Below are 24,769 nucleotides of genomic sequence, written 5' to 3'. Positions count from 1 at the left end.
AAACTAATTTTGTCACAAAGAAAAAGAGAAGATTTTTTCTTTTTAAATTTTCTAAAAACTTAAATTTTACCAATTAAAATGAAAAAACAATTCCTGATAAGTAGTTTGATTTTTGCATTTATCGCTTGTAAAAATTCTTCCAAAACAGAAGATACAATTAAAGAAACAGAAGAAATAACTGAAGAATGTTGGATGGGAGCAAAAAAAGCAAATTGTGAATTGGTGAAAAGTTATGAAACAGCTAAAAGTTTGGCTTTAGAGTTTAAAATTGCAAAAATTGGTTCTGATTTTAGTTTTGAAAAAGCAATAAAATATAATGATTCTATTTTTTCTTTAGTAAAACCATTGGAGCAAGATTTATTAAAAATAAAAGAGATTATTGGGGAGAATAATTACGATTTATATTTTGGGAATTTTGTGAAATATCAGGAGAAAAATCAACTTTATAAGAAAAAACTTGCTGTGATTTCCAATATCAAATGGCAAGTAAAATTATTAAATTATAATCATAGAAGAGGCGATCGTGATATTCAAGTTTCTTTGGAAAATAATAATAATAATATTGGAATTGAACTATTCACTTTAAAAACTTCATTATTTGATCAAAACGATAAAAAAATATTTTATACAGAAAATGATGGAGTAGGAGCTTTCGGTTTTGTTCCGAATCCAAAAAGAGATTTTATTCCAGCCAATTATAAAGGAAAAAAAGAAGTGCCAATTCTTTTTGTAGAAGATGAGATTTTGTTGAAAAAAGCTGCAAGAGTTGAACAAGAAATAGTGGATGTAACATTTAAAAGTTTTGAATAAATGACTGAAAGAACTCTTACAAAAGATGAAATTATTCAAAATATTTCAGATGCGATAAATCCATTTTTAAAGGAAAATAAAGTGTATTATTCTTGTCCAATTATAACAAGTTATGGAACATCTGGAGGTTCATTTTTTATCTTAAAAAACGATGAAATTTGCTATGATATTGAAAATGAAACAGAAATAGAACAAGCAGAGAATTCTTTGGATTTTGACGAGAACCTTTTCGCTCTTTCTCAAACTTTTCCTGAGAATACAAAGATTCAATATCGATTTGAAAAAGATAAATTGCTACAAGTGAAAATCTATGATGTTCCTATGTTTTTAAAAGATATAGAAAGAGATTACTTACAAGACGCAAAAACATATGGATTTACTAAAAAAATAGAAGAAATTACTTTTTCTAAAAAAGGAAAAAAAATTAAGACGAGTATTTCTGAGACAATTATATATCCTGAGAAAACACATGAAGGAATAAGTAATTATTGTGATCAAAATATCCTTTGTTTGTATGAAATTTTAGAAACAAAAGTAAAGAAGTTGAAATTTATTTTTGATGGAGAAAAATTACAAGTTGAAGCTTCAGAAGCGTTGGAGAAATATGGTTTTGAAAAGATAAAAGAAAAAGTAGATTTTTCTGATTTTAATGCAAATGAAATAACTTCTATTTATGCTTATTTAGAATCTTTTGAAGAAGTGAAAATCGAAAAAGCTTTAGATGCTTTAAAAGATAATCCAGTTTTAAAATCGATTGCTGAATCACGATATATAGAATTTATAAAAGCAAGATTAAACAATAAAAATGCGACGATTTTCGATTTTTTAAAAGCAGCTCCAACCAAAGCTGAAATTTCTTTTTTTACTTCTAAAAACCGTTGGTTATCTTCAAATAATCAAACACAACTTTCTTTTACGTATTGTGATGAAGATGAATCGAAATTACTTGTTGATTTTATTGGAGCAATTGTGAAGAAAAACACAAGATTATTGAAGTTTTCAGCACAAGCAAAACTAACAATACGAGAAGAAGATTTAGAAGAAATTATTAGAGAACATGAAACGAATTTTCAAGAAAATTTACGAAAAGAAATTGAAAATTATAAAGAAAGTTGGTTTGGTGAAATTTGTAAACATTTACTAGAAATATCACAGATTGATCGGGTTTTATTTGAAAAAACGAGTTTTATAGAAGCAAATAATTCGATTGTTTTTAAAGAGTTTATGTTTTTCTTGATTTTAAAAAGCTATGAAACAGATATTGATTTCGATATTTTTCAATCGGACATTCCAACTTTTACCTATTTATTTTGGATGTTTCGAAATGTTCCAGAAACAAAATGGTCAAATGGTGAAGCTTTTTTACCAAAAAAATCAATGCTGAAATACAAAAGAACTGCACATTATAAACTTGGAGATGGTTCAAGTTGGCAATTAGAAGAAAGATAATCAATTAAAATAAATGCAAATGAAATTTTATGTTTTGATGTTATTTTTAATAATGACAACGATAAATTATGCACAAAGTTTTGAAACAGGATCTTATTTCGTTTCAGGAACAGGAATTAAAAAGCTAGAGATTTTAAAAAGAAAAAATGGAAGTTTAAAAGCTGAAATTAAAACCACAAACGGAAATAAAACAGCAATTTTTAAACCAATTGGCAATCATGAAAATCGATTTGAATCTAAGGAGAATCGATTGGTTTTGACAAAATATAAAGGTGTTTTAGCTCTTTTAGAATTGGATAAAAAAGGAATGATTTCGAATAAATTCGCTTTAGGATTAACTAAAAAAGAGTTGAAAAAAGGGAAAAAAGCTTTAGGAATTAAAAGTGGATTTATGGCAGAAATGAAGAGTTTGTCAAATAAAAAAGAAACCATTGAAAACTCAGAGTTTTTTGTGAAAAATCCAACTTCAAAATTTCATGAAGAAAATGTAGGTAAAATTGTTTTTTTCTCTGAAAAACCAGAAGTAGGAAAAGAAGATATATCAAAAATAAAAACAAAATTTAAAGTTGGTGATGAAATTTGGGCAGTTGCATATTTGCCACTTCCATTGAAAACAAAAGGATATTTATATGATTTGACAAATTCTTTTCAAGATGCTTATGGAGGAATGAATTATTGGGCTTGTATAGGAATGGATAAACATGAAAAAGATTTGTTACCAAAAGAAAATGAGATTTTTAATCAATGTACAGTAAAAGATTTGACGGAGAAAGATTTGGAGAAAAATTATGTTGTGTTTCAAATTTTGACAAATGATGTGGGAAATAATGAAATGAATGCTTTGGGAGCAGAGTTTTTATTAAAAAGAATGAGTGAGCGATTGGATAATGATACATATAAAATTCGAGTTGCATTGACAAATGGAGAAATGAAACAAAAAGAAGAATATTTTTCAGGTTATTTTCAGTTTGATGCTTCTGCTGGAACAGAAATTTATGGGAAAATGTCTAAAGAAATTACACAGAAAATTTTGGAATCGAAACCAGTTCCAACAGCAGTAAAAAAGGATGCGAATTTGGAAGCTGAAATGTTACAGCAAATTCGTTTATGGGCAAGAAATAAAAATTGGTCTGATGTAGATTTTAGAAAGGTAATTATCACTTTAGATTGGCAGATTTTAAAAGATGATTATGGGAATATAGAAGGGAAATATATAGAAGGAAATGTATTGTATAAAAGTGATGAAGGATGTGGACATAGAAATTTTGGATTTATAAGAAAATATCAAGGAGGTGGACAATATGATTCGTATTTAAAACAATATACAACAGGGCCAGTTGGCGCTTTAAGTTGTGATAAGGTAAAGTAATTTTTTTTAGAGTTTTTATTAAAATATTTGTTTCTCTTATTCTTAGAAATCTAGGTCTATACTTTTTAGTATAGGCTTTTTTTGTATTAAAATCACCCATTTTGGATGAAAAAGATGCGGTTGTTAGAAAGTAATTTTGCTAAAAATTAAATAAAAAAATCAAAAGATGAAAAAACTATTATTCTCATTATTTTTTATGCTAATATTGAAAATATCTGCGTGTAATGAGCCAACAAATCTGAATGTAATTAAAACCTACGCTACAGGTTTTGAAGTTGCTTTTCAAGGAGATGGAGACACAGAAGCATTTCAGTTAAGAGTTTTATTAGAAGCAGATTCGAGTCAAAAATTCTACACATTTAATAATTTTTCAAACATGATAAATGGAATTTTTAGTTTTCAGGATTCAAGTTTGCAGCCAAATACAAATTATATTATTCAAGTGCGTCAATGGTGTGGAAATAATGAAAATGTAAGTGATTGGGTAGAAGTTGTTTCAGAAACAAGCAATGTTTATCCATGTGAAGAGCCTACGATTACGGAGAATTTATATTCAAATATTACTACAAATAATGCAACAGTAAATATTGAATTTAATCCATCATGGAATGCTTTAGAATTTCATTTAAAAAATAATGACACAGGAGAAATTTTAATGTTGGGAAGTTCTACAACAGGAACTTTTGATTTAAGTAATTATATTTCCTTAGATCCAAATACAAATTATGGAATCAAATTTAGATCAGAATGTGGAGAGAATAATTTTGGAGTTTATAGTGAATGGACAAATTGGTATCAAAATTTTACTACAGAAGATGTTTGTATGCCACCAGCTGATTTCCAAATTGTAGAATCATTTACAAATGGTTTTTCTGTTTCTTTTGAAGAAGTAGGTTCTTTTCATTTAAATGTAATAGATCTTTCAGATAATTCAGTTGTGGGAAATTATGGAAATCACACAGATAATTTTGTAAATGGCGCTTTTACTTTTTCGAATAATGATATTCAGCCAGGAACAGAATATAAAATAAAAGTGGCGAAAAATTGTAATGGTTCTTACAGTGAACCTTCTGAAATTTTAGGAACGACAATTAGTAATTGTGAAACGCCAGTTGGAGTTACTTTTTCTGATATTACATCGAATTCTGCAACTGCAAATATGAATGCAACGATTTCTGTTTTGGGTTATGAATATAAATTATATAATAATATTACAGGAGAAATGGTTGAGCAATATGTTTTTGATTCTACAGAAGATTCGTTTACGATTCCTTCAAGTTTAAATACATTAGAATCATTTACAGAATATAGAATTAATATCAGAAGAACTTGTGCAACTTCAGAAAATAGTCTTTGGTCAGATGATTTCTATTTTACAACATCTGGAGCTTGCCAAATGCCAACATTTTTGTCTGTTGGAAATATTACACACAATTCTGCTTTTGTATCTTTTGATGCAAGTAACCCAACTTATGGATATGAATATAAATTATTCAAAACAGATACAAATGAATTAATCAAATATCAGTATGTAGAAACTTCCTTGAATAATTTCAATTTACCTTATGGCGGAGAAATGATAGAACCTAATACAAATTATTCTATTCAAGTGAGAAGACAATGCGCAATTCCTGATAATTTTAGTGAATGGACAGCTTTGTATTCTTTTACGACAGATGGTATACCTTGTCAAAAACCTTTAGAGATTTCGTTTTCGAATATTTCACATAATTCTGCTATGGTGAATTTAACTTTAGAAAATGAAGCTTCAAAATTCCATTATTATATTTATAAAAAAGAAACAGAAGAACAAGTAGAAGAAGTTGCAACAAATCATGGAAATACTTCATTTGAAATTCCTGTTTTTACCGAATTGGAAGCAAATACAACTTATCAATTTAAAATTCGTCAAAAATGTCAAAATGAAAATTGGAGTGATTTTACAGAATTATATGAATTTACAACTATTGATGCTTCGGTTGGAATAGAAGAAATAACGATTGATGGATTAACTATTTATCCAAATCCAGCAAATAATTTTGTAAAAATTTCTGCAAAAGAAGAAATTCAAAAGATTGAAATTATAGATGTTTTAGGAAAAAAAGTATTTTCTAAAAAAGGGAATATTTCCGAAGAAAAAATAGACATTTCTACATTGAAATCTGGAGTTTATTTTATTCAAATAACTTCAAATGAAAAAACGAATTTTGTACAGATTTTAAAGAATTAAAAAATAACTTAAAGAAAAATAGTTTTAAGCTTTTTTTCTGATACAATTTTTTATAATGTCTTTATGACAAAAAAAGCACTTCAATAAGAAGTGCTTTTTTATCAAATATTTTTAAGGATTTTATTCATTAAAAAAACTTACACTATGACAAGCCACAACTGCGGCTGTTTCAGTACGAAGTCTAGAATTTCCTAAGCTTACAGGTTTAAAGTTTTTCGAAATTGCCTTTTCAATTTCTTTGGTTGAAAAATCTCCTTCAGGTCCAATAAGAATTAAAGTATCTTTATTTTCTTTCAAAGAATTTTTCAATAAAACTTTTTCTGTTTCTTCACAATGGGCAATGAATTTTTGACTCTCAAAATCATTGTCTAAAAATTGACTTAACTTTATTGGATCATTTAATTTTGGAAGAGTATATTTCAAAGATTGCTTCATTGCAGAAAGAATAATTTTTTCCATTCTTTCTTTTTTAATCACTTTTCTTTCCGAATGATCACAGATAATTGGCGTAATTTCATCCACACCAATTTCTACAGCTTTTTCCAAAAACCATTCATAACGATCATTCAGTTTTGTTGGAGCAACAGCCAAATGTAAATGATAATTCCAAGTTTTTGGTTTTTCGATAATTTCTTCAATAGAAACCATGCAATGTTTATCATTTGCAAAAGTGATTTTACCAACAAAAAGAAAACCATTTCCATTTGTGATATATAATGTATCTCCTTCTTTTTTACGTAAAACACGAACAATATGCTTGCTTTCGTTTTTGTCGAACTCAAACTGCGTAGCATTTTGTTCTAATGTTTCATTATAAAATAACTGCATTATATCTCTTTTTTATACGTTCTTCTTCTTTTGTGTAACTCTGTATCAAAATTTTTCCAAAGAGCTTGTACACTAACGTTATCTTCTAATTCTGGGTTTGTTTCTAAATGTTTAATTCCCTTTTCAATGAAAGTTTTATAGAATTCATAGAAAATAATAGAAGTAACTCCTTTGCTTTGATATTCAGGTTTAATTCCAATTAAATAAAAAGCAGCTTTATCATTATTTTTTTGTGCGTTTAAAATGTGGAAAATTCCGAAAGGAAATAGTTTTCCATTTGCTTTTTGTAGAGCTTTCGAAAAAGAAGGCATTGTAATTCCAAAAGCAATTAGATTTCCATCTTTATCTGCCACACATTTGATAAAACTTGGATGAATAAAACTGATATATTTTTTCTTGTAATGTTCAATTTGTGATTGTGCAATTGGAACATAAGTACTCAAGCTAGAATAAGTATCATTGATTAAACCAAACATTGCATCTACATAAGGAAGCACTTCTTTTGTCGATTTAAAATCAATTAGATTTAATTCTAATTTTTCAGAAATTAACTTAGAGAATCGTTCTAATTTTGGTGTCATGATATCTGTAACATCAAACTTAAACTCAATCCATTCTTCTGCTTTTTCAAAAGAAAGTTGTTCGAAATGTTCTTTGTAATATGGGAAATTATACCATGTTACCATCGTGTTTAATTCCTCATAACCTTTCACTAAAAGCCCAGCTTTATCTAAATTAGAAAAACCTACAGGACCTTCTATAAACTCTAAATTATTTTCTTTTCCTATTTCAGAAACTTTGTTTAAAAGTGCTTCTGTTACAGCAACATCATCAATGGCATCAAACCATCCAAAACGCATTTTCTTTTTCTCTTGTACTTTTACTTCTGTCCAATTGATAATTGCAGCGATTCTACCAACAATTTCTCCATTCTTTTCAGCTACAAAATAGCGAGCTTCAGCATTTTCAAAAACTGGATTTTTAGTTTTATCCAAGCTAGCTAATTCATCATTGATAATTGGCGGAACCCAATAAGCATTATTTTTATATAATTCGAAAGGAAATTTTACAAAATTCTTCATTTCCTTCTTCGTTTTCATTTCTTTAATAGTAATCATCGAAATAATCTAAATTTTTGCGAAGTTATTCAAAATACTATTATTAGTAAAACTTCATCAATTCAACATTCTTAAATCTACTTCTTTTTTTTCTTTTTCTTTTTATTTTTTCGTTTTTCTTTCTTTCGTGCACCCTTTCTTTTCGACTTTTCTCTTTCTCTTTCTTTTTTCTTTTTATCTTTTTCAGCTTGTCGCTGTTCTTTCTTTTTCTTTTTTGCTTCGTCTTTTTTCTTTTGTTCTTCTTCCTTTTTCTTTCTCTTTTCTTCTTCTTCTTTTGTTGGTTTCTTTTCTACGTGTTTATCCAAACGCCAAGCAGCACCTAAACCAATTGTGAAATTTGATCTATTTGTATCGAAATTAGATCTAACATATCCACCAAACTGTAAATTTTCATTAAACAAATAAGCTGCTCCTGTAGAAAATAATAATCTTCCCCCTTTTTTTCTAAAAACACCTTTATTTTCTATAAAATAAGACCATTTAAGATCAATAGCATAAGTCATTGCAATTACATAAAAATATTCTGCATTTTTCGAAGTAATTTTATCACCATATATGTTTGTAATTAAGTTTAATTTGTCATTAAATGTGTTTTGAAGTAAAATACCAATTCGGGGGCTAAGTGCATCTCCTTCTTCTTTAAATTTATTTGCGACAAAATTGGTGTTTAAACCAGCATAAATTCCAATGGAGGGAATCAATCTTGAAAAATCTGTACGAGTTAATTTTTTCCAACTTCGAATCTCTTCATAACGAATATTTTTATATTCTTTTTTATAAACTAAATATTTTGCTCCGATTACTAATTCTCTTAAACCAAACACATTATAATCATCCATATATTGTGTAGGGAATTTTACAGAAGAATGCTGTAAAGTCAGATTTAAATCAAATTCTAAATTCTCTAAAAAACGACCATAACGAACATAAATATTAGAACCAAAGCTATTGGTTTGCTGATAATTACTTTCTGCATAATTATCATAAAACAAATCACCTTCAACTTGTAAAACTTTTGTACCAACGGAATAGGGGCTTTCAGAACTTCCTGGAAACTTTGCATTAATAACCTCAGTGTACTGAGCATTAATTGTTTGTACAATAAATAATAAAAGTAACAAACAAATTTTTTTCATAAATGATGTTTTTTTATTGCGCCAAATATAAGATTTTATATACTTTAAACGGTTTAAGTTCGTTGCAAATTATTACTTTTGAAAATAAATTAAATATTATGATACAAGAAGCATCGGCAGTAGGAGTTGTGAAGGTCATCTTGATTATTATTGTTTTGTATTATGTAATAAAGGTGTTCAAGAGAATTTTCCTTCCAATTTTAGCTAAAAAAGCAATGGAAAAATTACAGGAAAAAATGCGTGAACAGGCTGGACATCCTAGACAACAAAGACACTATCAAGAACATAAAAAATCGAAAGTAGGAGAGACAACTATAGATAAGAAACCAAATAAAAAAGATAAAAAATTGAATGACGACTTCGGTGAATATGTAGATTACGAAGACGTGAAAGACTAAATTTTCTATGAGTACAAAACTAAAAAACTTTTTTCCGTCGATTATCGCAATCATTGTGTTTGTAATCGTTTCCCTGGCTTATTTTTATCCAGTTTTGAGAGGTGAAAAACTCTTCCAAAGTGATATACAACAATTCCAAGGAATGTCTAAAGAAATCTATGATTATAGAGCAAAATATGGTGAAGAACCGTACTGGACAAATTCGAATTTTGGAGGAATGCCTTCTTATCAATTAAGTACGTATTATCCGAATGATTATATTAAAAAATTAGATTCCGTTCTACGTTTTTTACCTCGTCCAGCAGATTATTTATTCCTTTATTTTCTTGGATTTTTTATTCTTTTATCTGCTTTAAAAGTCAATTACAAACTAGCAATTTTAGGAGCACTGTCCTTTGGATTTTCCACATATTTTATCATAATTCTTGGAGTTGGACACAATGCTAAGGCTCACGCTATTGCCTATATGCCAATGGTTTTGGCAGGAATTTTACTCGTTTTTAGGAATAAATTTTTACTCGGTTTTGTCGTAACTGCTTTGGCTATGGCATTGGAAATCAATGCAAGTCACCCACAAATGACTTACTATCTTTTATTTATGGTTCTTATAATGGGAATCGTTTATTTAGTGGATGCATTTAAAGATAATAAGCTTCCAAATTTTGTAAAACAAATCGGAATTTTAATTCCTGCGGTAATTATTGCTGTAGGAGTGAATGCAACAAGTCTTTTAGCAACCCAAGAATATGCGAAGTTTTCAACACGTTCTGCAAGTGAATTAACTGTGGATCCTGAAGGAAATCCTAAAGAAGCAAGTCAAGGTTTATCTAAAGAATATATTACACAATATAGTTACGGTAAATTAGAAACAATGGATTTATTTATTCCTCGATTTATGGGAGGAGCAAATAATGAAAATATTGGTGAAGATTCTAATTTATATAGTTTTTTAAGCCAAAGAATTGATCCAAGACAAGCTAAAGAATTTGCTGCAAACGCACCAACTTATTGGGGAAGTCAACCAATTGTTGCAGCGCCAGCTTATATTGGAGCTGTAATTATTTTCCTTTTTGTTTTAGGAATTTTTATGGTAGATGGAAGAATTAAATACTGGTTGGTTGCAACAAGTATTTTTTCTTTGATTTTGAGTTGGGGAAAGAATTTTGGGTTTGTAACAGATATTTTCATTGATTTTGTGCCATTATATGATAAATTTAGAGCAGTTTCATCAATTCAAGTTATCTTAGAATTAGCTGTTCCTCTTCTTGGAATTTTAGCTTTAAAAGAAATGTTTTCATCAGAAGTTTCTAAAGAAAGAAAACAAAAAGCTTTATTATATAGCGTTTATATTACTGGAGGAATCGCTTTATTTTTCACCTTATTTGGAACAAGTTTCTTTGCATTTGAAAGTGCATTAGACCAAAGATATGATCAAATGTTACCTGGATTTGCAGATGCTGTAATTTCAGATAGAAAAAGTATTTTCTTCCAAGATAGTGTTCGAACTTTAATTTTAGTTTTAATTGCAGCCGCAACACTTTGGTTCTTTGTGAAAGAAAAAATTGGAAAAAATATTGTTTACATCGTTTTCTTCGTAATTGTTTTATTTGATTTAGTAGGTGTAGATTCAAGATATGTAAATGAGCATGATTTCATTGCTGCAAGACAAGTTGAAAAACCTTTTCAACCTTCTGTTGTAGATAAAGAAATTTTAAAAGATAAATCTCATTTTAGAGTTGCGAATTTTATGGTAAATCCAATGAACGATGGAAGTACTTCTTATTTCCATAATTCGATTGGAGGATATCATGCAGCAAAACCTGGAAGATATCAAGAATTATTTGATTATCATATTTCAAAGAACAACGAACAAGTTCTGAATATGTTAAATACAAAATATATTATTTTCCCTTCAGAAGATGGTCGTCCACAAGTTCAAATTAATCCAAATGCAAACGGAAATGCTTGGTTTGTAGACAAAGTTGACTTTGTGAAAGATGCAAATGCAGAAATTTTAGCTTTAACAGATTTTAATTCAAAAACGACAGCAATTGTTGATGAAAGGTTTAAAAAAGATTTAGAAGGAATTCAAATCGTAAAAGACTCTACAGCGACAATTTCTTTGACAAAATACAAAGCGAACGAATTGATTTATGAATCAAATTCTACAAAACCTCAGGTAGCAATTTTCTCAGAAGTTTATTATAAAGATGGATGGAATGCTTATGTAGATGGACAAAAAACACCGATTTTTAGAGCAGATTATGTATTGAGAGGAATTGTAGTTCCTGAAGGAAAACATACGATAGAATTCAAGTTCGAACCGCAAGTTATCAAAACAGGAAATACAATTACATTAAGTTCTTATGCTTTATTAATTTTAATACCACTTGGTTGGTTTTTTGTTGAGAAAAGAAAGAAAAATTAATTGATGGTGTGGACCATTAATTTCAATATTTGTGAAAAGCTCTTTTTGTTTCTAGCCGAAACTAAAAGAGTTTTTTTATTAGATAAAATTATTTTTCCAGTGGATGCATTATAAGATTTTATGTGTTTTAAATTAACTAAAGAAGAACGATGAATTCTATAAAACATATGTTCTTTTAAAATTTCTTCATTCTTTTTTAAGTTAGTAGAACTGATGTGAGTTTTTCCATTTGCTATGTGAAATTTGGTATAACTTCCATCAGCTTCGCAATACAAAATATCTCCAATTTGCTGAATTTCAAATCCGCCATTTACAGGAAGAGAAATTACATTTTTTGATTCAATTTGTTGTTTAAAACTTAAGTATTTTTCTAAATCAAAGGCTGTTTTTCGGTATAAATAATTGTCAATAACTGTTTTAAATTTTTCTTGATCAATTGGTTTATTTAAGTAATAAAATGCAAAATAGTCTAAGGCTTTTTCTTTATAATTTTTTAAGCCTGTAGTAAAAATTACTTCAAAAGACATTTTATTTTTTACATTATCTAAAAGCTCAAAACCAGTTCCGTCTTTTAATTGAATATCTAAAAAAATTAAATCAGGTTTTAAGTCTTCGATTAATAAAATTCCATTTGAAATCGTATCACTTTCTGCTAGAATTTCAATTCTGTCAGAAAAATGATTTTTGATTAAATTGCTGAGATGATTCACGGCGTGTTTCTCATCTTCAATAATAATAGACTTAATCATGTTTTATGTATTATATTGTGAGGTAAGGTATTCTGAGGGTAACTTGCGTTCCCTTTAATTTTTGATTTTTATCATAAATATTTGTGATGTTAATTAAATTTTCGTTTTTCGGGCAATCATTAATGATTTTTAATCGCTCATTGATATTTTGAAGTGAAATTCCTTTTCTTTTATTAAAAAAATTCATCCCGATTCCATTGTCTTTTATTTTACAAATTAGAAAATTGTTTTTTTGTGCTTCAAATGAAATATCAATCTTTCCATTTTCTGGATTTGATTGCATTCCATGAATGATAGAATTTTCAATTAAAGGCTGTAAAATAAGTGGAGGAACTGTGATATCGAATAAATCATGTTTGATTAATTCTTCGGTATTTATTTTATAAGAAAATGCATGGTTGTGACGGATTAATTTTAAATCTAAATAAAGTTGGACGATTTTTAATTCTCGGCTTAATGTAATCAAATTTGACTTTGTAGATTGTAGAATTAAATTCGTTAAATCTGAAAATTTTTGTAAATAATGAATTGCTTCTCTTTTATTTCCATCTTCGATTAATTCTTGAATACAAGACAATAAATTATTGATAAAATGAGGATTCATTTGTGCATTTAAAGCTTGAAATTTTAAGCTATTTAATTTATTTCGAATCAAGATTTTTTTTCTGTTATGATTGTAAAAATAAAGAGCCACAAATAAAATTATACTTCCAACCGCAATGATAAAAGGATAACTTAAATAAAAAGGTTTTTTAATTTTAAAAGCTAATTGTACAATTTTAGTACTAGGAAGTTCACTTTTTGAAATAGCATAAACTTCAAACGTATATTTTCCTGGAGACAAAGCAGGGTAACGAATTTTACTTGAGCTTGTTTCTCGCCATTCATTTTCCAAGCCTAAAAGACGATATTTATATGTGATATTTCCTAAACTATAAAATGAAATTCCTGAAAAATCAAACTCAAAATCGTTTTGATCGAAATTATAAATTTGTTCTGTTTCGAAATCTGTTTCATAATTATTGACCAAAACTTTGTTTAAATGTATTTTAGGCGGAAATTTATTTTGTTCTGGTGTATCAATATTCAAAACACTAAATCCTTCTCCTGTAGCAACATAAAGTTTGTCTTTTGAAATGTAGGTTTTTCGAACATTATTACAATTTAACCCTTCAGAAACAGTGAAATGTTTCACAGATGAAAGATTTAAATTAGAGTCTAAATTTACTTTGTTAATTCCGTTGTTTGTAGAAACCCAAATATTCTTATTTTCATCGACATAAATAGATTTAATAAAGTTATTTACCAAACCTTTATCTTTATCAATGTATTTTATTTTTTCCTTTGTTAAAAGAGCAAAACCACATGAATTCGTTCCAATTATAATCGTAGAATCATTGTATTTCTGAATGTTTGTAATATTACTTGTTTTACGTTTATTAATCAATTCTCCTTTGTCATTAAACAAACTAAAATAAGAAGTTCCACCAATCCAAATAGAATCTTTATTGTGTGCATAAATAGAAGTACTTCGACCTTTTTTGAAAATTTCCATTTTTTTGGATTTCAAATGAAAAGCTCCAACACCATATGTATGTGAAGTATAACAAACATCATTTAAAAAAGATGCATCTTTGATATTTGAAAGTTTACTATAACCTTTTGTGACATCTAAAATTTTCTCAATTTTTCTATTTTTAAATAAAGTATCTGCTTTGTAAATTGAATGCTCACAAATGAAATAAATATCGTTTTTATATTTTTTAATTTGTTGTACTTTATTCTTAATTTTTAAATCGTCTAAATCTACTTCTTTGACAATTTTAAAATTTGTTGTATCTAAAATTTGAATGATACCACTTTCTGTTCCTAAAGCTAAAAATTTATGAAAAGTTGCAATACTATGTAAATTTTGTTTTGCAATATCTTTAAAACGAATTAAGGAAGACTCTGGGTTTGTAACCAAAAGAACACCATTTGCTTTTGTTCCAATCCAAATGTTTCCTTCATTATCTTGGTATGATTTTGTAGTTTGATCTTCTTCTAAATATTTTACTTTTTGAAAAGTTGCTTTATCAATTATAGCAACACCTTCCATAATATTTGTAATCCAATATTTGGAATTTGTTTCTCTTAATTTAAAAAGATGAAATCCTTTTTGTCTTTTATCAATATCCTCTTGAATTGTTTGAAAAACCTTTTGTGAATTTTGATCAAAATCGGTTAATAATGCAGCTTTTTTATCTTGTAGTTTTTTAAAGCTATATTCTTTAATATTTTTAAATTTTTCACTTTTCCAGTAGTGGTGATTTTTTGAAATATTTAGAGAAACAACAGAGTCTCTTCTTGCAGTTGCTAATAAAACATCATCATTTTTATTTTCGATGAAATACATTTTATTTCCAACTTTATTATGAAAGATTTCTTCTGAATAAACTTCTCTTACAATTCCATCAGAAGAAAGTTTTTTTATTCCTTCATCAAATTCTGCAAACCAAATATTTCCTTGACTATCTTCGAACATATCACAAATAAATTCCGAAAAAACCAATTGTTTACAGATGTCATTATTTCTAGAATTATAAAAACAACCGTCTTGGTAATATCCAACTTTTCCATTGAATCCAATCAGCCAAATTTTATTATAAGAATCTTTATAGAAATATAAAATTTCATTGTCAGGAAGTCCGTCATCAATAGTATAATTGACAAATTTTTTACCATCAAATTTACTTAATCCATAATCTGTAGCAAGTAAAATAAAGCCATTCTCATCTTGTACAATATCATATACAGTATTACTTGATAAGCCGTTGTTTGTCGTGTACTTTGTAATGCCTGATATTTGAGAAAACCCCATCTTACTTACACAAAAGAGTAAGGTAATGATGCTGTATAATAACGTTTTCATTTGGTTTGATTATAATTCCTTATAAATCGTATTTGTTGCAATTTTTTGTTTGGACTAATATTATTTTCAGCCTTTAACTTTCCCCATATTTCACATTTTAAAAATAAAATTAGCTAGATATACCCTTAAGGAAAACCAAATATACTAAAACATTGCTTTATATTTAACAAACTAGAAAATAAAATTAAATATATCGTTCTTATAAATTGATTTTAATGAATTATTGATATTATTTTAACTAAAATGAGATGTTAGTGATTTGGAAGAGTTATAAAAATTACTCTTTTTTAAATCTGAAAAAAATCCTCTATATTCACATCAAATTAATTAAGGCACACTTATACACGTTAAAATGAAAATTATAAAAACTTCTTTGGCAATTTTAGCTATTTCTTTGGCGATAACTTCTTGTCAAAATACTGCTGACTCTAAGAAAGATAAAACAACTTTTACAGAAGTTGAAATGAAACAAGAATCAGAGAAATTAAATAATTTCTTTGCAAAAGTAACAGAAGAAAGAATCAAAAAAAGTCCAATGATGCAAACGCGTCTGGGGAAAAAAGATGATTATGATAAATGGGATGATATTTCTTTGAAAGCTAAAGCAGATGAGGTAGAATTATCTAAAAACTATCTAACTTGGTTAAAAGATTCTATTTCTGTGAATGCTTTAGATAAAAAATCGAAATTAAGTTATGATTTATTCAAACAAAGATTAGAAAATACAATTGAAGATCATAAATACGAATTATATCATTATCCGTTAAATCAAATGCATGGAATGCAAGCTGAAATTCCTGCATTTTTGATTAATATGCATCAAGTTTCTGATGTTTCCGATTTAAAAGCATATATTAAAAGATTAGGGAATATGAAACCTTTATTTGATCAATTGATTGAAAATTTAAAGGCAAGTCATGAAAAAGGAATAAAAATTCCAAAGTTTGTTTTTGAGAAAGTAATTAGAGATTCTAAAAATGTAATAACTGGACAACCTTTTACAGATTCTAAAGAAAATAGTGTTCTTTATGAAGATTTTTTAAAGAAATTAAATTCATTAGATTTATCAGAAGAAGATAAGAAACCTTTGATCAAAGTTGCAAAGAAGAATTTAGAACAAGTAAAAGTTGCTTATGTTAATTTAATTGAATTCTTAAATCATGAAGAAAGTACAGCAACAACAGATGATGGAGCTTGGAAATTTCCAAATGGACAAGAATTTTATGCAAATGCTTTACAAAGAACGACTACAACAGATCTTTCCGCTAAAGAAATTCATGAAATTGGTTTAAATGAAGTAAAAAGAATTCATGGAGAAATGAATGTAATTAAAGAAAAAGTTGGTTTCAAAGGAAGCTTACAAGAATTCTTTAAATTCATGAAAAATGATCCACAATTCTATTATCCTGAGACTAAAAAAGGGAAAGAGGATTATGTAACAGATGCTACAAAAATCATCAATACGATGAAAGGTCGTTTGGATGAATTATTTATCACAAAACCAAAAGCAGATTTAGTTACAAAACCTGTTGAAGCCTTTAGAGAAAAATCAGCTGGAAAAGCATTCTATCAAAGAGGTTCTATGGATGGTAAACGTCCAGGAACATATTATGCAAATACATATGATATGAAAAGCATGCCATCATATCAAATGGAAGCTTTAGCATATCACGAAGGGATTCCAGGACATCATATGCAAATTTCAATTGCGCAAGAATTAGATGGAATTCCAATGTTTAGAAAACTAGGAGGATACACTGCATATGTAGAAGGTTGGGCTTTATATTGTGAAAATATTCCAAAAGAATTAGGTTTTTATAAAGATCCATATTCTGATTTTGGACGTCTTGCAATGGAACTTTGGAGAGCATGTCGTTTGGTTGTTGATACAGGAATTCATGAAATGAAATGGACACGTCAAGAAGGAATTGATTTCTATGAAAATAATACGCCAAATAGCTCAGCAGATTGTATCAAAATGGTTGATAGACACATTGTAATGCCATCACAAGCAACAGCGTATAAAATTGGGATGTTGAAAATTATGGAATTAAGAGAAAAATCAAAAAATCAGTTAGGTGATAAATTTGATATTCGTGAGTTCCATGAAGTTGTTCTTTCTAATGGACCAGTTCCTCTAAATATTTTAGAAGATTTAGTTGATGAATATATTCAAGGAAAAAATCCAAATAGTTAATTAGATAAAACAAAAAAGCGATTGAATTTTCAATCGCTTTTTTTATTATTTATGTGTTTTTTCTAGTAGATAAAAATCGGTTAAAACCATTGCTGCCATTGCTTCTACAATTGGAATTGCTCTAGGGACAACACAAGGATCATGTCTTCCTTTTCCCATCATTTTTACTAAATTTCCTTCTTTATCAATTGTATCTTGTTCTTGCATTATTGTTGCAACAGGTTTAAATGCAACTTTAAAGAAAATATCCATTCCATTACTAATTCCTCCTTGAATTCCTCCAGAATAGTTCGTTTTTGTAGAACCATCTGCATTGAACAAATCATTATGTTCACTTCCTTTTAATTCAGTTCCTTCAAAACCACTTCCAAAAGCAAATCCTTTTACGGCATTAATTCCTAACATTGCTTTTCCAAGTTGTGCATGTAATTTATTAAAAATAGGTTCTCCTAATCCAATTGGAACATTTTGAATTACACACTCTACAATTCCTCCAATTGTATCACCTTCTTTTCGAATTTGTTGAATGTAAGAAATCATTTCTTCTGCTTTTTCAAGATCTGGACAACGAACTATATTTTTTTCAATTTGTGAAAAATCTACTTCTTGATAAGTTTTGTTTAAGTGAATTTTCCCAACAGAAGCAGTGTAAGCCGTAATTTTTATTTGTGAAATTACTTGTTTTGCAATTGCTCCTGCAACCACCCAATTTGCAGTTTCTCTTGCTGAGGTTCTTCCTCCTCCACGATAATCTCGATTTCCATATTTTTGAGAATAAGTAAAATCTGCATGTGAAGGTCGAAATTGATCTTTTATATGCGAATAATCATGCGATTTCTGATTTTGATTTTTGATGATAAATCCAATAGAAGCCCCAGTAGTTTTTCCTTCAAAAATTCCTGATAAAAATTGTACTTCGTCTGGTTCTTTTCTTTGGGTTACAATTTTTGATTGACCAGGTTTTCTTCTGTCTAATTCTTTTTGAATTGCTTCTAAATCTAATTCAATTCCAGAAGGACATCCATCAATAATTCCGCCAATTGCTTCTCCATGTGATTCCCCAAAAGAAGTCAATCTAAAAATTTCTCCAAACGAGTTACTTGCCATTTTATTTATTGTTTTTGCAAAAATACGAAAGTATTTTCGATTGCTTTTTAAATTTTCATGTTCTAAAAAATAGATTTTACTTAAAGAAGTGGTATGGTAGAATTCTTTCTCATATTTTTTAAATTAATAACAAAAAGATTATCAATTACTTAAATTTTTTAAGGTGAAAAACTTAAAAAAATATCAAAAAAAACATTGCAAAAATGAGAAAACCCTTTATATTTGCAATCGCAATCAGGAAATGATTGTACCTGGAGAAATGGCAGAGTGGTCGAATGCGGTGGTCTTGAAAACCATTGACTGTAACAGGTCCGGGGGTTCGAATCCCTCTTTCTCCGCAAACAAAACCTCAAACATTATGTTTGAGGTTTTTCTTTTTTATAATATTCCATTTTCTTTTTAACTTTATTCAAAACTTGAATAAAAAACTGATGAAAGAAAAAATCGCAACCTATCTTTTTCCATTATTATTTATCATCTTCTCTTTTATTTTACCAAAAAATGAAGCGCATCCAATGATTTTACCGATGTTGGGAATTCTAATTTGGGTTGTAGGTTGGTGGATTACCGATGTGATTCCAATTGGAATTACTTCTTTATTGCCAATTATTCTTTTTCCTTTAACAGGAATCGCAAGTTCTAAATTGATTGCTGGATTTTATATTAATGAAATTATATTTCTTTTTATGGGTGGATTTATCATGGCACTCGCTCTTGAAAAATGGGATGTTCATAAAAGAATCGCTTTAAAAGCATTGATTTTATTTGGGAAAAGCCCAACGAAAATTATCATTGGATTTATGCTAATTTGTGCTTTTCTTTCTATGTGGATTTCCAATACAGCAACCACTCTTTTAATGTTGCCAATTGCAATGTCTGTTAATTCACACTTAAAAGAAATCTATGGAAAAGACAAATTGAAAAAGTTTCACATTGCTTTATTTTTAGGAATTGCTTATGCTTGTTCAATTGGCGGAATTGCAACTTTAATTGGAACTCCTCCAAATTTAGTTTTTACAAAAATTTTCTCTGATACTTTTCCGATGCATTCGGAAGTTTCTTTTAGTAAATGGTTTTTCTTTTCCTTTCCTATTTCATTTGTAATGTTACTTTTAGCAATGATTGTTTTGATAAAATTATTTGTTCCTAAACTTCCAAAAAAGAAAACTAATAAAGATTTTTTTGAAAATGCTTATAAAAAATTAGGGAAAATTACTTTTGAGCAAAAAGTTGTTTTGATTTTATTTGTTCTTTTTGCTGTCTTATTAATTTTTAGATCTGATATTGAATTTGGAAAAATTATTATTCCCGGTTGGGAACGAATTTTGACATATCCTGAATTGATTTCAGATGCAATGATTGCGCTTTTAGTTGTTTCTTTTTTATATGTAATTCCTACAAAAAAAGATAAAAAACAAAAATTGATGGACTGGAAAACTACTGTTGGAATTCCTTGGGAAATTTTATTTCTTTTTGGTGGAGGTTTTGCGCTTGCAAATGGATTTCAACTTTCAGGTTTATTAGATTGGTTAAGTATTCAAATGCAAGTTTTACAAGGATTTCCAACTTTTTTAATGTTACTAATGATTTCATTATTCATGACTTTTATTACTGAATTTACTTCCAATACAGCTTCTACACAAGCACTTTTACCAGTTGTTGCGGCGCTCGCAATTTCACTTAATATTCATCCACTTTTAGTAATGTTACCTTTGACAATTAGCGCTTCTTTAGCATTTATGTTTCCTGTTGCAACACCACCAAATGCGATTGTTTTTAGTACAAAACAATTTAAAATGAAATCAATGTTAATTCCTGGTTTTATTCTGAATTTATTAGGGACTTTGGTTGTAAGTTTAATTACATATTATTGGGGAAGTTTGCTTTTTGATTTTGGGTTTTAAAAAAAGCTTAAACATAAGTTTAAGCTTTTTAAGAGTTTTATTTCAGTTGTTTTACAAGTTCTTTTGCTAAATCTTTGGAGGAAGCTGGATTTTGACCAGTTACAAGATTTTCATCTACTACAACGTAACTTTCCCAATTTGGTCCATTTGAATAAATACCTCCTCGAAAAATCATACTATCCTCAATTAAAAAAGGAACAACTTCTACAAGTTTTAAAGCAATTTCTTCTGCATTCGAAAAGGCAGTTACTTTTCTTCCTTTTACTAAAGGTTTTCCTTCTTTTGTTTTTGGTCTACGCAACACAGCAGGTCCATGACAAACAAATCCCATCGGTTTTTTTGCATTGTTGAAATCTTCAATCAATTTTATCGAATTTTCATTTTCCACCAAATCCCAAATCAATCCATGTCCACCAGGATAAAAAATAGCATCAAAATCTTTTTCATTCATATCTGCTAATTTTTTAGTGTTCAATAAATTTTCTTGTAAAGTGACATCACGATGGAACCTTTCCACATCTTTTGTAACAGCTTCTGGTTCATTACTTCTTGGATCAAAAGGAACAAATCCACCTTTTGGAGAAGCTAATGTTACTTCAAAACCATTATCGATAAATTCATAATAAGGAGCTGCAAATTCTTCAATCCAATAGCCAGTTTTTTCTCCAGTTTCTCCTAATTTGGAGTTGTTTGTGATTACGATTAAAACTTTTTTTGCTTCCACTTTTTGTTCTTTTTTAAGATTACTTTTCATATCACAACTAATTGCAAATGAAGTAAGTAAAGTGAAAAGTAAAGTTACAATATTTATTTTCATGTTTTTAAAGTTTAAAGTATTTTTAAGACTATAAAAATGATAGTTACAAAATTAATGGTTGTTTTGTATGTTTGCAATAACTATCCAAAAGGATAGTAGATAAATTATGAAGTTAAAGTGTGATTCTGAGCTGATTAAATTAAATGAAAAATTATATCCTTGTAGCACAAGTGTTACGATGGATTTTATTGGAGGAAAATGGAAAACAGTGATTTTGTATCATTTAAAAGATGGAAGTAAACGTTATCATGAATTGCGTAAATCAATGCCAATTGTTACAGAAAGGACTTTAAGCTTACAATTAAAACAATTGGAAAAAGACAAAATTATTAAAAGAAAAGTTTATACTTCTAAACCTCCATTAAAAGTGGAATATTCTTTAACTGAATTTGGAAAAACTTTAATTCCTGTTTTAGAAGTAATTTCAGAATGGGGAAATCGGATTTGTGAAGAAAAGGCAGAAATTGTTAAAGTGTCGAAATAAATATTTTTCTACAAAAAACGAATTTATTTAAATTATACTAATTACAAATTTTAATCGTTTAATTACTTTCACTTATTAAAAATTATAAGAGAAAAAGTGATAAAATATTAAATAAAAAAAGAATTCTTTAAGAATATTTAAATATTTAATGTTAGAAAAAGATAGTAAATTTGTGAAATGGAAAAAGATTTAAGCAACTACCGAAAATCCTACGAGAAAAGTGAGCTTTTGGAAGATAACATTCCAGAGTTCCCAATGGAATTATTTAAGAAATGGTTCCATGAAGCTGAAGAATCTGAAACAGAAGAAGAGGCAAATGCTATGACAATTTCTACAATAGGTTTAGATGGTTTTCCAAAATCCAGAATTGTTTTATTAAAAAGATTTACTTGGGAAGGCTTTATATTTTATACAAATTATAATAGCGATAAAGGAAAAGCAATTGAAAATAACCCAAATGTTTGTTTGTCTTTTTTCTGGCATGGAATGGAACGTCAGATAATTATTAAAGGAAAAGCCGAAAAATTAGCAGAAAATCTTTCAGATGGTTATTTCGAATCAAGACCAGAAGGAAGTAAACTTGGAGCTTGGGCTTCAGATCAAAGTACACCAGTTCCTTCTAGAGAATATTTAGATCACCGTTTAGAAGAATTTGAAGAAAAATATAAAAATAAAGAAATTCCTCGCCCGTCACATTGGGGAGGATATTTAATAAGACCTATATCTGTTGAGTTTTGGCAGGGAAGAGCTAATAGAATGCACGATAGAATATTGTATACAGAATTAGAAAATTACGACTGGAAAAAAGAACGATTAGCTCCTTAACTTTTTAACTTAGAAACCAATGAAAACACTTTATATCGTACGTCACGCAAAATCATCATGGGAATATGAAGGAATTAAAGACATTGATAGACCTTTGAAAAAAAGAGGAATTAACGATGCATATTTAATGTCTAAAATTTTAAATGAAAAAGTTCCTAGACCTGATGTTTTTGTTTCAAGTAGTGCAAATAGAGCTTTACACACAGGGATTATTTTTTGTAGCACCTTTGGATATCCTTTAGCAAATTTAAAGATTAATAAATCACTTTATAGTTTTAGTGATGGTTATTTAATCAAAACCATAAGAGCTTTAGATGATGCTTTTGATTCTGCAATTGTTTTTAGTCATAATCATGGAATAAATGATTTTGTAAATGATTTTGGAAATAAAAGTATTGATAATGTTCCAACTTGTGGAATTGTAGGAATCCGCTTTAAAATTGATCATTGGAAAAATATAAAGAAAGGAAATACATTTTTAACAGAATTTCCGAAGCATTATAAGAATAAATAAAAAATAGAATACCTTGGAGATAAAAAAATATGCAGCGATTGATATTGGTTCGAATGCTATTAGGCTATTAATTTCGAATGTAATTGAAGATGATGGTTATCCAACAAGTTTTAAAAAGTCATCTTTGGTCAGAGTTCCTATTCGTTTAGGTGCTGATACTTTTACATCTGGAGTTATTTCTGAAGAGAACAAACAACGAATGCTTGATGCTATGAACGCATTTAAATTATTGATGAATGTTCATGGTGTTGTAAAATATAAAGCTTGTGCAACTTCTGCAATGCGTGAAGCTAGTAATGGTTTTGAAGTAGCAGATGAAATTTTAGAAAAAGCAAAAATTAAAATTGATATCATTGACGGAAAAGAGGAAGCCGCTATCATTTTTTCTACAGATGTTACAGAATATATAGAAAATGATAAGTCTTACCTTTATGTTGATGTTGGTGGAGGAAGTACAGAATTTACCATTTTCTCAGAAGGAAAAATTGTAAACTCGAAATCTTTTAAAATTGGAACAGTTCGTCTTTTAAGTCCTGAACAAGAATTAAAACCAATTTGGAAATCCATGGAAAAATGGATTAAGAAAAATACGAAAGATTTAGAGAAATTAAGCGTAATTGGTTCTGGTGGAAATATTAATAAAATCCACAAAATGTCTGGAAGAACTCCAGGAAAACCTCTTTCTTATATTTATATGAACGCGCAATATCATTTCTTGAAAGAATTAAGTTATTCTGAGAGAATCTCAGAATTAGGTTTAAATCCTGATCGTGCGGATGTAATTATTCCAGCGATAAAAATTTATCTTTCTGCAATGAAATGGGGAAATGCCCGAAAAATATTTGTTCCTAAAATCGGTCTTTCCGATGGAATTATTAAAGGATTACACTCGAAGAAGTTATAAAAAAACAAAAAGACTATTCCCATCATGAAGAATAGTCTTTTTTATAAAAATCAAATTCAAATTTCTTGTTCGTCAACCCAAAAAATCATCTCATCTTTGATTTCCCCCTTTTTATCTTCGTATAGTTTGAATTGTTCTGGAGAAAGAATTTTTTCTAATTTTTCATCATAATCTGCTTTTACAACTTTTAATTTTCTTGGAATTTTAAATCTTGAAGTATTTTGAAAAATTTCTTTTCTTTTTTTACTAGATTCTAGATTTATTTCTTGTACTTTCACTTCTTGTTCGTCCGTTAAATCTAACTTTTTATCCATAATTTCTGTACGTTGTTTTGCAACGTCTTCTGCTGGAAGTTTTTTCATTTTTTCAAGTGTAGACTGACCAAAACTAAATGTTGTAACCAAAAGAATTAATCCTGTAAATATTGCTTTTTTAAAATTCATTTTTTTCAGTTTTAAATTTCAAAAATAGAAGGGAAGAAATAGTTTTAAAAGCTTTTTAGACCAAAACGGAAATTGTCTAGACGAATCTTTAAAATCTTCTTTTTAATTAATAAAAATACAATTTGTAATTTTGCCTCGAATATGATTT

The 24,769-nt window shown here is 28.2% G+C and carries 20 protein-coding genes and 1 tRNA gene; 13 read left to right on the top strand and 8 right to left on the bottom strand.

Features of this window, described 5'->3' with window-relative positions:
- The first annotated feature begins 78 nt into the window (after positions 1 to 78).
- The 4 genes from I1A51_RS01120 (at position 79) to I1A51_RS01105 (ending at position 5,858) form a co-directional block, all read left to right on the top strand.
- A complete protein-coding gene (locus tag I1A51_RS01120) occupies positions 79 to 810 on the top strand; it encodes a hypothetical protein (RefSeq protein WP_196890540.1) in 732 nt (243 codons plus the stop codon).
- Positions 811 to 2,259, top strand: a complete 1,449-nt coding sequence (locus I1A51_RS01115; protein WP_196890539.1) for a hypothetical protein — start codon at positions 811 to 813, stop codon at positions 2,257 to 2,259.
- Between the two features lie 19 nt (positions 2,260 to 2,278).
- The gene (locus I1A51_RS01110; protein WP_196890538.1) at positions 2,279 to 3,628 is read left to right on the top strand and encodes a hypothetical protein; all 1,350 of its coding nucleotides are present in this window, start codon (positions 2,279 to 2,281) and stop codon (positions 3,626 to 3,628) included.
- 166 nt (positions 3,629 to 3,794) lie between these two features.
- On the top strand, positions 3,795 to 5,858 hold the full coding sequence (locus I1A51_RS01105; RefSeq protein ID WP_196890537.1) for a T9SS type A sorting domain-containing protein: 2,064 nt from the start codon (positions 3,795 to 3,797) through the stop codon (positions 5,856 to 5,858).
- 120 nt (positions 5,859 to 5,978) lie between these two features.
- On the opposite strand, the gene I1A51_RS01100 is transcribed toward I1A51_RS01105, so the two are convergent.
- The 3 genes from I1A51_RS01100 to I1A51_RS01090 all read right to left on the bottom strand — a co-directional run bounded on the left by I1A51_RS01100 (position 5,979) and on the right by I1A51_RS01090 (position 8,940).
- Positions 5,979 to 6,686: a 16S rRNA (uracil(1498)-N(3))-methyltransferase gene (locus I1A51_RS01100; RefSeq protein WP_196890536.1), complete on the bottom strand. Its 708-nt coding sequence runs from the start codon at positions 6,684 to 6,686 to the stop codon at positions 5,979 to 5,981.
- Positions 6,686 to 7,804 carry a GNAT family protein gene (locus tag I1A51_RS01095; protein WP_196890535.1) on the bottom strand — a complete coding sequence of 373 codons (1,119 nt, stop codon included), beginning with the start codon at positions 7,802 to 7,804 and terminating at the stop codon, positions 6,686 to 6,688. Before I1A51_RS01095 ends, I1A51_RS01100 begins: the two co-directional genes overlap by 1 nt.
- A gap of 77 nt (positions 7,805 to 7,881) precedes the next feature.
- Positions 7,882 to 8,940 (bottom strand): transporter, encoded by a 1,059-nt coding sequence (locus I1A51_RS01090; RefSeq protein ID WP_196890534.1) that lies wholly within the window; start codon positions 8,938 to 8,940, stop codon positions 7,882 to 7,884.
- Positions 8,941 to 8,942: 2 nt separating this feature from the next.
- On the opposite strand from I1A51_RS01090, the gene I1A51_RS01085 reads away from it, so the two are divergent.
- Both I1A51_RS01085 and I1A51_RS01080 read left to right on the top strand, forming a co-directional pair.
- Positions 8,943 to 9,338 (top strand): DUF4834 family protein, encoded by a 396-nt coding sequence (locus I1A51_RS01085; protein ID WP_196890533.1) that lies wholly within the window; start codon positions 8,943 to 8,945, stop codon positions 9,336 to 9,338.
- 7 nt (positions 9,339 to 9,345) lie between these two features.
- On the top strand, positions 9,346 to 11,766 hold the full coding sequence (locus I1A51_RS01080) for a YfhO family protein (RefSeq protein WP_196890532.1): 2,421 nt from the start codon (positions 9,346 to 9,348) through the stop codon (positions 11,764 to 11,766).
- Here I1A51_RS01080 and I1A51_RS01075 read toward each other — a convergent pair.
- Entirely contained in the window at positions 11,763 to 12,515 is a 753-nt protein-coding gene (locus tag I1A51_RS01075) for a LytR/AlgR family response regulator transcription factor (RefSeq protein ID WP_196890531.1), read from the bottom strand. The genes I1A51_RS01080 and I1A51_RS01075 overlap by 4 nt on opposite strands.
- 10 nt (positions 12,516 to 12,525) lie before the next feature.
- Positions 12,526 to 15,426, bottom strand: coding sequence for a sensor histidine kinase (locus tag I1A51_RS01070; protein ID WP_196890530.1), 2,901 nt, complete (start codon positions 15,424 to 15,426; stop codon positions 12,526 to 12,528).
- Positions 15,427 to 15,778: 352 nt separating this feature from the next.
- Here I1A51_RS01070 and I1A51_RS01065 point away from each other — a divergent pair, with 352 nt between their 5' ends.
- Positions 15,779 to 17,623 (top strand): DUF885 domain-containing protein, encoded by a 1,845-nt coding sequence (locus tag I1A51_RS01065; protein WP_196890529.1) that lies wholly within the window; start codon positions 15,779 to 15,781, stop codon positions 17,621 to 17,623.
- Between the two features lie 45 nt (positions 17,624 to 17,668).
- On the opposite strand, the gene aroC is transcribed toward I1A51_RS01065, so the two are convergent.
- Positions 17,669 to 18,730: a chorismate synthase gene (gene aroC, locus I1A51_RS01060; RefSeq protein WP_196890528.1), complete on the bottom strand. Its 1,062-nt coding sequence runs from the start codon at positions 18,728 to 18,730 to the stop codon at positions 17,669 to 17,671.
- 253 nt (positions 18,731 to 18,983) lie between these two features.
- Here aroC and I1A51_RS01055 point away from each other — a divergent pair.
- Both I1A51_RS01055 and I1A51_RS01050 read left to right on the top strand, forming a co-directional pair.
- Positions 18,984 to 19,068: transfer RNA gene (locus tag I1A51_RS01055), tRNA-Ser, on the top strand.
- A 93-nt stretch (positions 19,069 to 19,161) separates the two neighbouring features.
- Positions 19,162 to 20,634, top strand: coding sequence for an SLC13 family permease (locus I1A51_RS01050; protein WP_196890527.1), 1,473 nt, complete (start codon positions 19,162 to 19,164; stop codon positions 20,632 to 20,634).
- Between the two features lie 37 nt (positions 20,635 to 20,671).
- Here the strand turns inward: I1A51_RS01050 and I1A51_RS01045 are convergent, their stop codons facing one another.
- Positions 20,672 to 21,451 (bottom strand): type 1 glutamine amidotransferase domain-containing protein, encoded by a 780-nt coding sequence (locus I1A51_RS01045; protein ID WP_196890526.1) that lies wholly within the window; start codon positions 21,449 to 21,451, stop codon positions 20,672 to 20,674.
- Between the two features lie 106 nt (positions 21,452 to 21,557).
- Here I1A51_RS01045 and I1A51_RS01040 point away from each other — a divergent pair, with 106 nt between their 5' ends.
- The 4 genes from I1A51_RS01040 (at position 21,558) to I1A51_RS01025 (ending at position 24,178) form a co-directional block, all read left to right on the top strand.
- Positions 21,558 to 21,935: a winged helix-turn-helix transcriptional regulator gene (locus I1A51_RS01040; protein WP_196890525.1), complete on the top strand. Its 378-nt coding sequence runs from the start codon at positions 21,558 to 21,560 to the stop codon at positions 21,933 to 21,935.
- A 177-nt stretch (positions 21,936 to 22,112) separates the two neighbouring features.
- Positions 22,113 to 22,760 (top strand): pyridoxamine 5'-phosphate oxidase, encoded by a 648-nt coding sequence (gene pdxH, locus I1A51_RS01035; RefSeq protein ID WP_196890524.1) that lies wholly within the window; start codon positions 22,113 to 22,115, stop codon positions 22,758 to 22,760.
- A gap of 19 nt (positions 22,761 to 22,779) precedes the next feature.
- Entirely contained in the window at positions 22,780 to 23,274 is a 495-nt protein-coding gene (locus I1A51_RS01030) for a SixA phosphatase family protein (RefSeq protein WP_196890523.1), read from the top strand.
- Between the two features lie 13 nt (positions 23,275 to 23,287).
- On the top strand, positions 23,288 to 24,178 hold the full coding sequence (locus tag I1A51_RS01025) for a Ppx/GppA phosphatase family protein (RefSeq protein WP_196890522.1): 891 nt from the start codon (positions 23,288 to 23,290) through the stop codon (positions 24,176 to 24,178).
- 56 nt (positions 24,179 to 24,234) lie between these two features.
- On the opposite strand, the gene I1A51_RS01020 is transcribed toward I1A51_RS01025, so the two are convergent.
- Positions 24,235 to 24,621, bottom strand: a complete 387-nt coding sequence (locus I1A51_RS01020; protein ID WP_196890521.1) for a hypothetical protein — start codon at positions 24,619 to 24,621, stop codon at positions 24,235 to 24,237.
- Positions 24,622 to 24,769: the final 148 nt, after the last annotated feature.

It is taken from the genome of Aureivirga marina, from assembly GCF_015767265.1.
GTDB lineage: Bacteria > Bacteroidota > Bacteroidia > Flavobacteriales > Flavobacteriaceae > Aureivirga > Aureivirga marina.
This window is presented reverse-complemented; position numbering and strand designations above follow the sequence as displayed.